13 protein-coding genes are annotated in these 14,594 nt (G+C 45.7%); 1 reads left to right on the top strand and 12 read right to left on the bottom strand.

Annotation, left to right across the window (positions count from 1 at the left end; genetic code table 11):
• Positions 1 to 706 precede the first annotated feature (706 nt).
• The gene (locus ACHHZ6_RS22805; RefSeq protein WP_016241582.1) at positions 707 to 1,207 is read right to left on the bottom strand and encodes a hypothetical protein; all 501 of its coding nucleotides are present in this window, start codon (positions 1,205 to 1,207) and stop codon (positions 707 to 709) included.
• A gap of 62 nt (positions 1,208 to 1,269) precedes the next feature.
• Positions 1,270 to 1,881, bottom strand: a complete 612-nt coding sequence (locus tag ACHHZ6_RS22800; protein ID WP_009653893.1) for a hypothetical protein — start codon at positions 1,879 to 1,881, stop codon at positions 1,270 to 1,272.
• A gap of 437 nt (positions 1,882 to 2,318) precedes the next feature.
• On the opposite strand from ACHHZ6_RS22800, the gene ACHHZ6_RS22795 reads away from it, so the two are divergent.
• Complete coding sequence (locus tag ACHHZ6_RS22795) at positions 2,319 to 3,065, top strand: AcaB family transcriptional regulator (RefSeq protein ID WP_009653890.1); 747 nt, start codon at positions 2,319 to 2,321, stop codon at positions 3,063 to 3,065.
• A 48-nt stretch (positions 3,066 to 3,113) separates the two neighbouring features.
• Here the strand turns inward: ACHHZ6_RS22795 and ACHHZ6_RS22790 are convergent, their stop codons facing one another.
• From ACHHZ6_RS22790 to ACHHZ6_RS22745, 10 genes are all read right to left on the bottom strand, one after another.
• Positions 3,114 to 4,181, bottom strand: coding sequence for a TraU family protein (locus ACHHZ6_RS22790; protein ID WP_007372234.1), 1,068 nt, complete (start codon positions 4,179 to 4,181; stop codon positions 3,114 to 3,116).
• Positions 4,178 to 5,491 (bottom strand): TrbC family F-type conjugative pilus assembly protein, encoded by a 1,314-nt coding sequence (locus ACHHZ6_RS22785; RefSeq protein ID WP_016241583.1) that lies wholly within the window; start codon positions 5,489 to 5,491, stop codon positions 4,178 to 4,180. Before ACHHZ6_RS22785 ends, ACHHZ6_RS22790 begins: the two co-directional genes overlap by 4 nt.
• Positions 5,485 to 6,009 (bottom strand): signal peptidase I, encoded by a 525-nt coding sequence (gene lepB, locus ACHHZ6_RS22780; RefSeq protein ID WP_007372232.1) that lies wholly within the window; start codon positions 6,007 to 6,009, stop codon positions 5,485 to 5,487. Before lepB ends, ACHHZ6_RS22785 begins: the two co-directional genes overlap by 7 nt.
• A gap of 10 nt (positions 6,010 to 6,019) precedes the next feature.
• Positions 6,020 to 6,292, bottom strand: a complete 273-nt coding sequence (locus ACHHZ6_RS22775; RefSeq protein WP_007372231.1) for a hypothetical protein — start codon at positions 6,290 to 6,292, stop codon at positions 6,020 to 6,022.
• Positions 6,289 to 8,775, bottom strand: a complete 2,487-nt coding sequence (gene traC, locus ACHHZ6_RS22770) for a type IV secretion system protein TraC (protein WP_007372230.1) — start codon at positions 8,773 to 8,775, stop codon at positions 6,289 to 6,291. The genes ACHHZ6_RS22775 and traC overlap by 4 nt, the downstream gene beginning before the upstream one ends.
• A 27-nt stretch (positions 8,776 to 8,802) precedes the next feature.
• A complete protein-coding gene (locus tag ACHHZ6_RS22765) occupies positions 8,803 to 9,567 on the bottom strand; it encodes a DsbC family protein (protein WP_007372229.1) in 765 nt (254 codons plus the stop codon).
• Positions 9,568 to 9,747: 180 nt separating this feature from the next.
• Entirely contained in the window at positions 9,748 to 11,346 is a 1,599-nt protein-coding gene (locus ACHHZ6_RS22760; protein ID WP_007372228.1) for a YadA-like family protein, read from the bottom strand.
• Between the two features lie 93 nt (positions 11,347 to 11,439).
• Positions 11,440 to 12,006, bottom strand: coding sequence for a type IV conjugative transfer system lipoprotein TraV (traV, locus tag ACHHZ6_RS22755; protein WP_016241587.1), 567 nt, complete (start codon positions 12,004 to 12,006; stop codon positions 11,440 to 11,442).
• Positions 12,003 to 13,400 (bottom strand): TraB/VirB10 family protein, encoded by a 1,398-nt coding sequence (locus tag ACHHZ6_RS22750; RefSeq protein WP_007372227.1) that lies wholly within the window; start codon positions 13,398 to 13,400, stop codon positions 12,003 to 12,005. Before ACHHZ6_RS22750 ends, traV begins: the two co-directional genes overlap by 4 nt.
• Before the next feature lie 4 nt (positions 13,401 to 13,404).
• Positions 13,405 to 14,442, bottom strand: a complete 1,038-nt coding sequence (locus ACHHZ6_RS22745) for a type-F conjugative transfer system secretin TraK (protein WP_007372226.1) — start codon at positions 14,440 to 14,442, stop codon at positions 13,405 to 13,407.
• Between the last annotated feature and the right edge of the window lie 152 nt (positions 14,443 to 14,594).

Raw genomic sequence — 14,594 nt, 5'->3', positions numbered from 1 at the left:
TCTGACGGCGCTTAGTGCTGAATTCACTATCGGCGAAGGTGAGTTGATGGCTCATGATGTCCCTCTGGGATGCGCTCCGGATGAATATGATGATCTCATATCAGGAACTTGTTCGCACCTTCCCTAATGCTTCGATATACAGTTCGGTATTCATTTGAATATTATCGCGTAGAAAATCCGCGACTTTACCAAATGCTTTTATCGAATAGAACTCGGTCTGAGACTTGCCGCTAATGGACATGTCACAGCGCAAACGGAAATAAATATATGAATCTGCATTGTTAGATGCAGGCACATATTTAGGTTCTATCGCAACAATACCCTTTGCTCTGGATTGCATAGTTTATACCTCATAAATTTTTAAATTAAAAAAGTTAAAATGATTTAGTGCTATAGGCACAAAAATTAGAAAGATTTGTGAAGCATCCAGTTAGAGTGCTGGACTCACTGTATCCTCAACAAGAGGAAAAACACCTTTTTCGACGGCGCAGAAAACACGATGCATGATGCACCGTGTGTCGAATTCTATGGGCGTAGGGAAGCCGTGCGAATGAACTTATTCATTCAGGGATGGCGCGTTGCCGAAATAAAGAGTGTTAAAAGAAGTTAAGCGGGATGCCCGCGATATAAGATTATGATACGACGTTTGGTTGGTCAATCCAGAAAAGAAAAAAACCCAGCTTTCGCTGGGTTTTTATAGGGAGGTTTAGCATAACAAGCGTTCCAGACGCTTCCATGTTTGGATTGCCATGTCGGTTGAAGCATCTGATATCTCTTTATAGAGATCAGTATTTCGCCGTTCATAGTAACCTGGAAAGGTGAGCCTATGCAGGCAATCATCTAACTTTGAAAGATCTCCAAAGTCGTGAGCGCCTACATTGATTTTTGCTCTGATTGCCAGTATATCTCCCTCTATTTTCATGAGCTCAATGAGCTCATGCATTTCGAAGAAAATATTAGACTGATAACGACCAGCATGTTCTTCGCATTCGATGCTATCGCATACGTCACATACTTCAGCGTTACAGGAATGATAACCGCAGTGATTACACGTATAAGAGAATCTCTGGTTTATTGCCCCTGCAACACAGTCTTCATAAATCCGATGTCGGCAGTCTTTCCCACAATTTTCACACTCTGCAATCATTGTGTAATCATCCAGTTCCATACCACCCGGCTCAATGCTACTACCATAGACAATTGTCATAATATACCTCATATATTTAAAAGATTAAAAAGTTAAGGCTTATAGCCTGAATTAAGAATATTTTAGCTTTCGGCGAGTACTTGCATAACCCAAATGCCGCGACGTTTTTCGTTAAGGAGAGTACGATACCCTGTAACCTTACCGCTTTCGTCAAACACTTGTGCTTTGTCGGTTCTTACTTCAGACTCTTTCCAGACTGAAACAATATCACCAACTTGTGCTCCACAAGTCTCAACAGCATTTTTGAGCCCAACAGCCCAAATTTCATGGTCTTTCCCACCACTACGTATTGTGACTAAATACGATTTATCGTTATTAGGATCGTGTTTCCAGTTTTCGAGACCGTGGTAAACAAGCTTTCCTTCAAAACGATGGTTTGCATATTTGGCTTTGTCATTATTTGACCCAGCCCGAGAAACACCTTCAACCATGTTTCCATTAGTTGCTTCATTAGATTTTTTCCCAGACTTGGTAAAGAATGAATTATAAATAACGAGTAAAGCAACAACTACACATACAGTCGCGGTAACAAAACCGAGACCAGTGAACAGTAAACCGCGTTCCGTTATAAAAATTGCCAGCCAGATTGGGCCAAGGAATCTGATATATTCGGCACGGTAATACACAGCACCAAAAAATACGATACCTGCCATTAATGAGATTGGGTCAGACATAGATCACCTATAAATTTAGAATGCGAAAATTTAGCTACCTAAAAGGTAAACTAAACGGATGTACACAAAACTGCACATCTGTTGATTCGCTGGAGTTAAAAGGATTAACAATTTTTTTTGTTTGGGATTGAGAACCAAAATACCCGTTTGGGTAAGCAAAGAGACATGTCAGGTTTAACCTAAACACATCAGAGATGCTCGGGCCTGTAGAAGGCGTAGTTAACCCGGGAGGAGGTCATCCGGTGGGCGCTGGTTGAGCGCGAAATTAACTAGGAAGTTGTGCTGATGTCCGTCAGCTCGGTTCTTATTCATTTAAGCATATTGGTTTAATTTTTCAAGTCGGTTTTTCATGGTCATATTGCAGCCATTTTTCAATGACAACTATCCTGAGTTTTGGCCTAATCAATTGGCATACAAATTAACTCCGAGGTTCTGTTATGGCTAAAGCACCGGTACAAACCGTAAAACAAGCTAAAAAGAGTGGGGCTCAGGATAACCGAACCCCTAACTCTCGTGTCGAATATTCCAATCCTGAAGCTGTCGTGAAATTTACTCTTCACACCCAGGAAGGTATTCGGGTACAGTCCCGTAATTTTAACATTATCTCCCAGGCTCTCTTCAATCTGACCAATAACAGCCGAGCCCTTGAACGGCTTGGCACTAAATACAGTGGTGCGATTGAACGTACACTGAAGGCGGTTAACGAAGTAATCGACATGCCTGAGAAAGAACTGGAAAATAACATTGCTATTCTGAACCGTGCGGTAAAAGAAGAAGAAGAACGCAGCAGCCTCAATGAAGTCGGGTATACCCATCCAAAAGAACATGAGGTTCGCATCAGAACGCCGCAAGCGCTGCGGGTTATCCGCATTATTCAGAACTTTGATAAATTGCACCAGATCATCGATACCCTCTGGTTAAATAACTGTTTTAATCAGGATGAGGTCGAGGAGTTTAAGTCTCGTCTTCATAATCTCATTCGTGATCTGGCAGCATCACTCAAACGTCACGCGCAGGCATCTGCTGATGAGCTTAATCAGGCCAATGGCCGGGCCGCTGAAAAAGAATTGGCTGGAAGCACTGAGACAGAACCTACCCAGGTAGACCAGGAAACAAAGGTGTTGCAGGATGCCAGTAATGAAGCGAATGATGATCAGAATGAGGCCATTAAACGGCAGGCTTAATTCAACGAAAAACAGAAATTAAAAACCCTGCATTGCAGGGTTTTTTTATTACATTGTGCGGCAACAATCTACCCACTGGAAAATCATGTAGGTGCTGTCCTGGCCTTTACCGGTTGGATAACGGAAAGGCCCACCTTGCCATTGGTATGGGGACTCACCGACCTCATGACTGTTTTTTGTCTCCGGGGTAGGGTAGAACATATTCAATTTGTACTGTTGCTTTGGCAACGTTGGGTAAATCTTGGAGCGACAAACAGTATCGTTTCCCATCGAACGGTAGGCCAGTCCACGACGATGTTCTGCGGCCAGCATACGGATCCCGACCAGGCTGGTTGTTCTGGGGGCATCCATACTCCGTACCGATCCAGTTAAAGGATACTGCCCACCCCAGGAACCGGCACACCACCAAAGTGAGTCTATTGGCTGTTTACCTGCAAATTGTGCCGCTGCTTCACCGGCGCAAGCCTGCATTGCTATCACGTTAGCCACAGCTGCTGATTCCGGGTTCTGGAAGAATGCCAGCATCGTATTATTCCAGGTCGGGTCAATCTCCGTGAAATTAATGATATCAAAATCGCTGTATGGGTCGGCATTACATTGACCGGGTAGATACATATCCAACATTCTTAATAACGGCATAGCATACATATGTGCGTTGTAGAAACTTATTGAGAAACGCTCCCGCTGTTCCTCGGCTGCTCCATCGGTCTGCGGGCCAAACTGCAAATCATTACCAAGGTCGAGTGTTACCCCTCCTAGGGATGACATGCACCCGGGTGTTCTCGTTAACTCGATGAGCTTTCTCGGTTCCCACATCGCGGTCAATACACCCGGGTGATAGACGTTCAATCCATCCTTACAGGCACATACTGTCCCTGATGCTGCATTGTCAGGTGCAGTACCTGTCATCGACAGATTAATACCGGCAAGCTTTATCGGGAAAATACAGTTCCAGCAAACATCCGTAATGAGTTTCGCTGATAAGACTTGGTTATCATGACAGACCTTGTTCTGTACGGGTGATGAAACGTCAGCCGCAAAAACCGGCATAGTAAAAGCCAGACATGCGAGCACCAGGGTCTTGGGTGATTTCAGAACTGAGAGAATTTTTTTCATTTCAGCTCCTCAAAATCTTTGCGTGAATATTCATCATTAATGAATCGCTTACTGTCGGCTGTCACAACGCTGGGCACGTTTATCAAACCATAATGTTCGGCCATGCCTGGCTGAATCATGTATAGCCTTGCGAAGTCACCGTATTCTTTCTTGGTGTCACGGAAGGTCTGCCAGCCATCACCATACACGTTTGTCGTGACCAGTATTGGCGTGAGGGAGGCTGGTGTATGTTCAAACTGATACCTGGCGAACTGGCGTTGCCATTCTTCACGTGCATCGAAAAAGATTAGCTTGATGGTAAATGGCATCACAGTTAGCGGGTTAAATCGCCCCCGTTTTGCAACGATATCGCCGTTAGGTGAAGTAATGTTTTGAGGGATAATGACCGTCGGATCGATGGTTCTGGTAGCTCGCTTTGTCGCTTCCGGGAATTCCTGGAAAACCTGGCGGGGCCAGTAGTTATCAATGGCCTTTTTCTTCATGCCATCAAAATCGAGTTTAGCGACACTCTCCTGTAGTTCATCAATAAGGTTCTTCTCTACGACCCCAACAGCGGGCCCGGCCACACCAAGGTCGCCGGTCTTGTCTTTCAGGTACGCGATGTCATAGATGCCTGTCACCCTGGCCACCAGCTCACCATCTTTTTCATGGATAATGGTCGGTACAGAACTAACGTTGTAGTTTTTGAATACAGTTGGATCGAGGTTTACGGCCAGAGAAGACTTGGAGTCGAAGGAAAGTTTCTGCCAGTGGGTAAGTTCATCAAGCAGGTTCTTTTTATCTTTTGCCCCCTGGACAACCAGAGCGATATCCGTGCGTCCATCGTATAACTTGAGAATGTCGGTGATTTCAGCATCGCTGAGAGACGCGGAGACGAGAATATAAATAAAATCACCGGCTGGCTTATTTTGTTTCTCGTTAGTCATATCAGACTTTGCTAACGCTCCTCTTACCGCATCATCGACTAGTTCATCTGTATTTTTATACTCGGGCATTTCACCCATCATTTTTCGATTATCTTTAACCGTGTCAGTAGCGCGGTCGGCAGTGGCATTTTGATTATCACGAGCCGCTTTTATGAGACTGTCAATATCTTTCATTTCAGTTGCAGATAATTGACGCTTAGCTTTTTGAATGTCAGTGACTGAGTAGTTATTAGCCGGTCTTGTCGGAATATTATCTAAGTTGGATACCGGTCTTGACGGCAGATCACTTAAATAGATACCAGTGTTTTCGGCCCAGACTGGAGTGAAAACAACAGCGGTTACAAATGCCAATATCGAAAGTCGAAAAGGTGTTTTTTTTACCATAATGGATACGCTCGGCCTATAATTTGTGACTCGTCTAATGATCCCCAGTACCTGGAATCAAAACTGTATCTGGTGCGCCCCATCATCCACAGGCGACCATTCGGTACGACACCACTACGCGTTAGCTCCTGTTCGGTATGGCCAGATTCTGCTGCTAATGCCAGTCCCTCACCGACCATAGAGCCGTTAATTGCAGTCTCTTCGGGATCAACGGAGACTGTGTCTCCCGCAATGCCATCAACAATTTTCAGCCCTTTGCCATATGGTTGCATTAGCTCAGAATGAAAGGCGTAAATTTTCCCTTTGACGATTGATTTGTCCATTTTATCGACGAGATATATTCGGTACGGAGGAAGACATTGGTTATTTTGTGGATCGATACCAATCTCATACCGGTTAAGCACGTATAGCGTCAGCGGTGCGGTTAAGAAAATAACAACGATGCTGAAAACAATATGTTGCCTCCAGCTTCGCTTTTTACGAAATATTAAGCTCCATACTGATTTGGGTGTATTCATTCGCCCACCGCTATTGCTGAGTGTTGATGGTCTGGGGGATCTTGAGCCCCGTAGGGTAGCTATAAAGGGCTGAGGCATTGAGCACAAGATACCCCGCCTCTGACAGTTTCTCAGCGCGGGCTAATACCAGCCTTGACTGGGCTTCACCTAACGGTTGACCTTTATCGTCCATAAAGTTGATGACTGCAACATAGTCATAGGGCGAGGCTGGTGGGAATAACCGCCCAAAAAGGGCGGCTCCGATGAAACCAAAAAGCAGCGCAATTGCAGCGGTTTTAATCATGCGGCTAACCCCCGCTCAACCAGAATTTCGTTGATAGCCTCTTCGGTATTGATCCCCCGGGACTTTCTGTCTTTGATCGCGGCAACGTCTTTCGGGTCAGTCGAATAGAGAAGTAAGCTGAATGGGTCAACCACAAGTCTGCAAATACCCTGGCCCGCTTTAGAAATGACAAAGATTTCTGAGTAGACACCTTTCGTGGAACGAACGGTTTTAAGGAACCGGTAACCAGCCTCGTCCAGCGCCAGACGTTTATTTGCTTCAGCTTCGTTCACTGCGGATTCACTTTGCCCCAGCAAGAGCATAAAGGCTGAGTTATCTGCGATCGATTTCCCGATACTATCTTTGTAAATATCGTTGATAGACTGGGTGATGGTAATTGCAGCTCCGTTATATTTACGGAACCGGCGATAACCTTTCTCGATGAACGCCCCGATATTTCCTGATAACAATGCCCAGGCCTCATCGATAATGACCAGCTTCATCTGGCTACGGTCGCCCATGAACATGTCCTGCTGGATTTGATAAATCAGCTGAAGGAGGACAACCTGTTTAAGGTGTTCTGAACTTTCCAGTCGGGAAAGTTCAAGTACAGTGAACGGATTTTTGAAGTCGATATTGTTCTTACCAACAAAGTACTTCCCGTACTGGCCCGCACTCGTGAACGGATAGAGCTGATGGCCAATACGTTTAATGTCTTTATCTTCATCTTTCAGCAGTGAATCAGCAACCATATCAACGGTGGTCAGCTTCTTGTGTACACGGACAAGATCAGCTACATGTTGTTTAAGTCGAGACTCTTCGAATGAATTCAGACCTTCTTTAGGAGCTGCCATCACCGATAACAATCCGATGATCAGATCTTCTTCACCGCCACTGGAGTCATCATCTTCAGACTCACCGAAATAGTCTTCGATCAGTTCGAAGAAGTTAAGACATGGCCTGGTTTTGGGATTGAAGTCGAGATAATCGCCCTGGTAGGTCTCACAGATATTTTTGTACGAGTCACCTACATCAATACACCAGACTTTAGCCCCGAGGCTTCTGTAGGCGGTGATAATGTAGTTTGTCAGGAATGACTTACCCGACCCCGACTCAGCTGCGATACAGGCGTTATAGTTAGTATCAGAATCAAACAAGTCCAGTGATTGGATCTGGCCAGAGCGCGATGTCAGCATTAAGGCGGGTTTGTCTGTACCTTGCCAATCTGCATAGAGAGGTGAAAGTACCATCGCTTCACTGAGTGCCATTGTTCGATATCGGCCAATGGACTTTTCTGCTGATGCTTCGTTAAACATTGGCAGAGCTGACAGGAAAATTGGCGCAACATAGTAGGTATCTGGGATCATCTTAAACTGATAGGTGTTCAGATAACTTGCAGCTTCCTGAGCAGCGCGTAACACGCCATCTTTTGAGTTAGAGAAGATTGATACCGTAAATTTGGCTTTGCAAATTGGGTCGTTGTTATCAACTTTTTCGCTAAGAAGATCGAAGCCCTCACGCAAGTTTATGAGTGATGGAACCCACTTAATTAATGGGCCACTGGTTTGCTGAACAACCCAGTTACGTTTCGAGGTGAATTTAGTTTTTTCACTTTGCTGATCAAAGAAAATCAGGCTCATTGAGATGATGCAGGATGATTTAATTCCAGTAACACCACTCATCATATCGCCGAGAAAGTATTGCGCTTGCCCGGGAAAGAATCTTTTCGGGAATTTTCGCGCACTCAATGTTTTCACAAACGTTGTCGGTGTAGGTGCTTCTCCACGAAGCTCGGAATCTGTCGGATCACCAAAACCGCAATAGTCTTTCTTAATGAAAAACATGCGATCGTGGTCGACTAACTGTTCTGAAATGTACTTGTCTTCTTGTGGCTGTACCGGCGTCCGGTCTCTCCAGGAGGCGCTTTCACCCTGGTTGCAAATGGAGCTCAGAACATCGATGTAACTTTCACGCGTCAATGCACCGGGACACAAACCAGTGATGCTCAGCGTCGTTTCGAACACATTCCGCAGCTCGTTAACGTGATTGAATTCTTCTTCACGCATTTCATAGTTATATTTGATCGGAATTTTTACTGTAATGAGAAGCACACAATTTCGGACGCGAGTCCCGGTTCGCTTCATCGGCGTTTCGGTGCTTTTCAAAAGGAATTTAGAGCGGTTATAAATTGCGTTACGCAGGATTGCGTCCCGGCAATCCATACGCAATACGTCCATCCGGTTAATTTTCTGTACGATGTTTGGGCTTGCAACCAGGTCAAACTGAACGATAGTTTTGGCGGGGAAGTTGGAAGACAGCAACGTTTGAAGGTTAGTCATCTCCTTGCCGGTTGTCCCGCTTAAGGGACGACAAACAAATCCGAAACCAACATATTTGTTGTCGCACATAAACAAATGATTGGATTCGTCATATGCACGTACAGGACACAAGTCAGAAAAACGCTTCAGGTTTTTGAGTCGCTGAAAAATTAAAGATTCACTCATAATGCCTCCAGGATTCCCAAGAAAGTGTTACTTGTTCTCGATAAAGTTTTTGAGGCCTTGTTTTGGTGAGCCGAGTACGTAGGAGCCGTCATCACGCACAATGAAAGGGATCATGCTGACACCTAGTATCTGAGCCGTAACTTCACGTCGAGCCAGAGCCTGCATATCGCAGTTCTTTACCTGGTCGAATTTCTGAGTGGAATTTCCGCTGATAATTGCGCGGTCTGCGCGGTAGCGGTCGGATGCACAATACAATTCAATATTTCGCTGCTGGCTTGCCGGGCCCAGAGCTCCGAGCGACAGAACGCTAACGGTGAATTCTTTCGGGTCGAGGTCAGCAAGTGCTGAAAGTGGGGCTGCACAGGCTTCACAACCAGGTGCGGTAAATATCATGACCTTTTTAGGCCCATCGCCCCATACGGCTGGGCGCAAGTCCGCGATATTTAGGTTCAGCTCTTTCATCGGAATGATGCTGGCGTTCTTGGTTATTTCGCTCATGGTGGTCAGAGGCTTTTTAGCCCATGTGTCATAGAGCGTTCCCTGTATAACGAAGCGGCCATTAGAAGACAGCAAATTAACTTTCCCATCAATCTCTAGTGCGATGATGCCGTTAGTAGGGACGACAAAACGTTTTACTTCCTGCGAATTCTGAGGAATGTTCTTGAACGCTTTTTCATTGAAAATCGTATCGATATTCCCGGTGTTTGTTTTTACTGTATCGGCGAATACAGAAGCTGATGCAGAAAGTGCCACCAAAAGTGCCGCAGTCGCGACATGTTTGATAAAGTTCATAGTAACCGCTCCAAATGAGAGAGGTTTCATTTTCACATATTGATTTATTTTGCCGCAGGGAAAAGGGCTGCAAACTGTCCCCAAAAAAAGGAAGTGATGAAATGTTAATATCGGTTTTAATTACTCAATTAGTCCAAATAAAAAGCCACAAAAAAGTGGCTTTTTATTTATGCTTTATTATTACTGGAAGCCAACCGCAAATCCTGCACCAGCTCCAACACCACCGGCTGTATCAGCCGACATGCTAAAGCGGACGTTTACTTTTTCATTGATAGCGTAATTCGCTCCTCCCGAAATTGCCCCCTGGTCTCGGTACGCGCCCATCGCCATGCCAAAACCCGACACGTTATTGAGGAAGGGAATTGAAGCGATAGCAATTGCGCTTGCTGAGCCTGCTTTTGCTCTTTTATCATTACGGTCAACCGTCTTTTTAAGGTCAGAGAACTTCTGGTTTGTGTAGCTATTAGCTGAAGCCAAGGTCTGTCGGTCACCATCAATCCGTGACTGGCGCTCAGTATCGACAAGGAAATCAGTCCTTGAGTTGATGACAGATTCACGGGCATCCGTATGACTGTTTGCACTTACAAGAGTTTGAGCATCGCCAGCAACTCGGGATGCGCTTTCAGTTGCAATTAGACTGTCGGTACGAGCGTTGATCGACACTTCACGCTCGTCGGTATAAGTATTAGTATCCGTGGCAGTCTGGCTATTGTCGTTACTGCTACCAGACCCTGTACCACTTCCTGTCCCGCTGCCGTCCGTACCGTTATTGTTATTTCCGCCTGTAGTAGGTGGCGTTGTGTTAGAGCCAGAGCCAATGGATGAAAGGTACGAACTGATGGCACTATCAGTGTACGCCTGAAGTGAACTAACGGAATTCATGAGCTGACCATAGTTCACCGCATCATACCGGCTGGAACCATCAGCAACATTAGTCAGTGTTCTTTGTACCGTAGCTGAACCAAACGATACGGTATCAGCACTATTGGAGAATGAACCGTTCCCAATGGAAATACCTCCATTTGAAGCAGAAGCATAATTACCAATAACAATTGCGTTATCATCGGATACAGTATTGTAGTTGCCAAGCACGATCGATTCGTCGGAATCAATGGTATTAATTGTGCCGATTGTGATGTTGCCAAATTTAAAAACAGCAGAGGGGTCATTAATCGGTGCAGCTGTAATATTGTTTAAGGAACCGATAGTCAAAGCGTAGGAACCACCACTCACCGTATTGAATGTACCCATTATAGAACCAGCGTAATTAGTAGCAGTGTTTCTGGAACCAAGAATTGCTCCCATACCTACCATATCCAGTTCGTTATAAGAGCCTATTACTTGCAATGCACTTCCTGAAACGTTATTGCTATAACCCATAACGGCAAGGTTTTGTCCTAGAACTTTATTGTCACTCCCAACCAGATTCAAATCAAAAAGACCAGTGCCAGTATTATTATTCCCGTAAACATTGAAACTATTGGCGTAGTCATTCCAGAATTGGCTTGGGTCGTAACTAAATGATAAGTCATTATTGCTTCCGGTAATAATATAGTTTGTTAACGAAGTAATTGTGTTGTTATTCCCTGAAACACTTGAGTTGCCGAGTGGTGATTTACAGTTTGATGGGGTTGCACAGGGTGTTAGCCCTGAAATGTTATTGCCATCACCATTTACAGTAACTTCGTCAATTTGGGTGCTATCGATTGAGTTATCTGCCACGGCTACAGCACAATGAAGTGCCAGAACAATAGCAATATATAATGACTTTTGTTTCATGTGCTTACCTTTTCAGTGATGGGTATTAAAAAGACGACCAAGGAATACAGCACATGAAAAAAGTAGTACCGGTATACCGGTACTACTGGACAATTATTTAATGTAACTCCCTTTCTGAGGAGGTTGTGATGTCTCACCCTGGGATTGTGCTGGAGCAGCGGCAACCGGTGCAGACATTGGTCTGATAACAGCAGTTGATGTGGCACTATTTCTTGCACCGACTTCCCAACGACGCGGCTCAATCTCGGTATAGACGTAGCCAGGGACGTTAAGGTCTCCATCTGCGGTCTCATAGGGGTCAACCAGCACCCGCATGACGATAGATTGCGTTCGGATGGGTTGAGGATCAGCAGCAGTAGCAGGCACAGGGACGTATCGACCACCATCGGCAGTATTCCGTCCACCGTTCCCGGCTGTAGTGCGCAGCCGCTTAACCTCCACAGGCTTTCCCGAAAGTTGGTTTTCAGATGCGGTGTCAATCTGCTCCTGGTAATCATCTCCATCGGTCAGGGCATACACATCTCGGACATTCATACATGTGACCGAATTGGGCATTCCCTTGCATCCATATTCATCGTTCTGGCCCAGTAGTGAGCAACCCGACATCGCAAAACCGGCACTAACTAAAAACAATGCCGATACAATTTTCTTCGTCATCATTTCTTGCCCCCAACGGTTTGAGTTTTTGAAGTAACACGTGTGAATTTCAGCATGACCCCTTTTTGCACAATAAAATCAACACTACGGCCTGGATCAATTTCAATTACAGGGAAAAGGTCACCGGCCATTTGCATATAGAAATCGGCAAGACGATTCAATGCGCCACCTACGCCAGAAACTGCTGCGCCCTGGAGTGCGTCAGAGCTCATAACCTGCTGGTAAGGAGTAGCGTCACTACTATCTCCATCGCGTTTAATACTGATTGTCGGAATACTCTGTACGTTAAAGAGCTGAGATGCAGCCTGTAGGAAGCCAGCGGTCAGGGCTCGTGCCAGGTATTGCCCTTGTTTGGTAACCAGTCGACCACGAACACCTGATTTACCATCTTCACCAACAGCGTAGGCTACGAGTGGGGCTTCAAAAACTGCACCGTCATCCCGAATGCACGTTATGACTTCCGATCTGAAATAAGCTCTTTCGGAGGACAAATCACCGAACCCAGCTGCAAGCATTCCGCATTCACGTATATCTGCACGGAAACGGTTTGGGAGAATTGCATCCTTTTTCACCCTGGCCAGCGCCGGATAAGGGTCTTTTCGTGCATCACGAGATGTTGGTGCATCCATCCCCGCAATCAAAACAGTACTTATGATCGACGTTGCAGGAAGGTAGGTCTGGTTCTCGGGGTTATCATCTTCGTCAGCAACGGGTGCGGCTTCAATATCTTCCTGTACAGTGATGATTTCAGGAGTTGCCTGGCTTGGTACTGCTTTGCCATCCTTCCCTTTCTGCTGACGCTGGTTTGCTGCGGGTTCCGGTACGACAGGGGGGGCCGCATCTTCGTATACGCGCTGTAATGTTTTCCCGTTATTGAAACTTCCTGAGTTTCTTGGCGCAACTGAAGGGGCAGATATCTCTTCAGGTTTATACAGAGTAGGGACGTTACGTTGGCCGTTTCCAGCCAGTGGTGTCGCTCCGCGAGACTGTTGTGAGTAAGGCACAGGGTTAGAGACGGTATCAACGCGTTTCTTAATAGCTGCAACCTCAGCGCCTGATTTTTTCTGGTTGTTCTCCAGATTGCTAAGACGCTGAGCTGTCTGATCAGCACCATATTTCTCGGTTAACGTTTTAATCAGTTGACCTTGCTCTTTAATGGTCTTGTCGAGTGCGCGAATTCGCGCCGCAATAGCATTCTGGCTAACTCCATTGGTATCACCATCGGTAAGGACGCTGGCAATCACTTTTTCTTGTGGCGCTCGATTTCGGGGGCCAGCTGAGTCGGGTATAACCAAGAGCAAAAAAAGAACGGCGAAAGTAAATACGCCAGCCCATAAAACCCATTTTTTATGCTTTGCTGAAATTGAGGCCCATTTCTCTTTTAAGGGGATAAGCATGATTTTACTCCGCGAGTTTAGGGCGCATGGAATCGTTAGCTTGTTCGTTTGGCTGGATGTTGCGGATAACGAAGTAAGCTTCAGTTCGCTGGCCAGGCTGGAGAGTGTTGCGACTCCATAGTGCTCTTGCTGCAAGCTGAGGATGGGTGCAGAGTGATTCATCAACCATTACTGTTGATGAACCAGTGTTTTGTGCAACGCCGATGATGACACTGAATTGACTACCCTGAAGATACTGGCCATTTGCAAAGGAGTAGCGAATCTGATCCTGGTCAGTACCCGTGCGGAAATTACAGTTCGGGATACCAACTCCTGAAGAGAGATTTCCCAGAGAGTATCCGGGTGGAATGTCCCCAAGCGCGATGGTTCGCATTATGTTGCGAATCGTCTCGATGTAATTATCTTTCTGTTCCCATCGCCTGGCTTTGACTTCGCTTCCACCATAGTTGTTATATGCCGCAGGCATAACACCAGAAGTACTCGTGTTGTTCAGCTTTCGTGAAAGCATGAGAGTGGCTTGCACCGGTGCAATTTTCTGAGGTACTAACGACACGGAGATCGCTACACTTTCGTCACCTTTCTCACTGATATAGAGACTTGCCGGGTTACTGTCTGAGGTGGAAACGTAGAGAGCGTTATCTTTTACATTTACAGTTACACCCTCCTGTTTAACTTTCTGCACTACAGGGTGTTCAAACGGTGTAACAAGCCGGTTGATCTGGTTAATCGAAATCGGTACGAGGGTGTTCACGCCAGGCGCAACGATATATTCCAGCCGAGAAGGAATGACTTCTTTTGTGAGTGGAACGGGACTGGCAATTGCAGCAGGTACTGGTTGAATATTACGGCCATCAATAGCTGGTTCACTCCCGCCATTGATAGAGTTACTTGCTGGTGGTGTATAGTTGTCAGGATATGGGCGTGTTTCTGTGCTGAGCATTGCCTGAGTTGAGGATGCTGGTCGAGAGGCGAGTTTTGCAGTGACTTTGGGTTGCGACTGCGCATCAGGCTGCTCAAATACCATGCCTTGATCAACAGACATTTCGCCCGCCGTTACGCTATGGGTCGCTAATGTGGACGACGCGGTAAGCAACAGGATAATTATGCGTTTACTATTCAACATTTAGCCCCCCGATAAGTGGCAACACTACGTTCATTTTTAAATTGGCTATTACCAATCAGAAAATTCATTTC

Origin of the sequence: Enterobacter cloacae complex sp. 2024EL-00214 (assembly GCF_043945575.1) — a bacterium.
In the GTDB taxonomy this organism is placed as follows: Bacteria; Pseudomonadota; Gammaproteobacteria; order Enterobacterales; family Enterobacteriaceae; genus Enterobacter; species Enterobacter cloacae_P.
The sequence above is the reverse complement of the archived record's forward strand: the minus strand, read 5'-3'. Positions and strand labels throughout refer to the sequence as shown.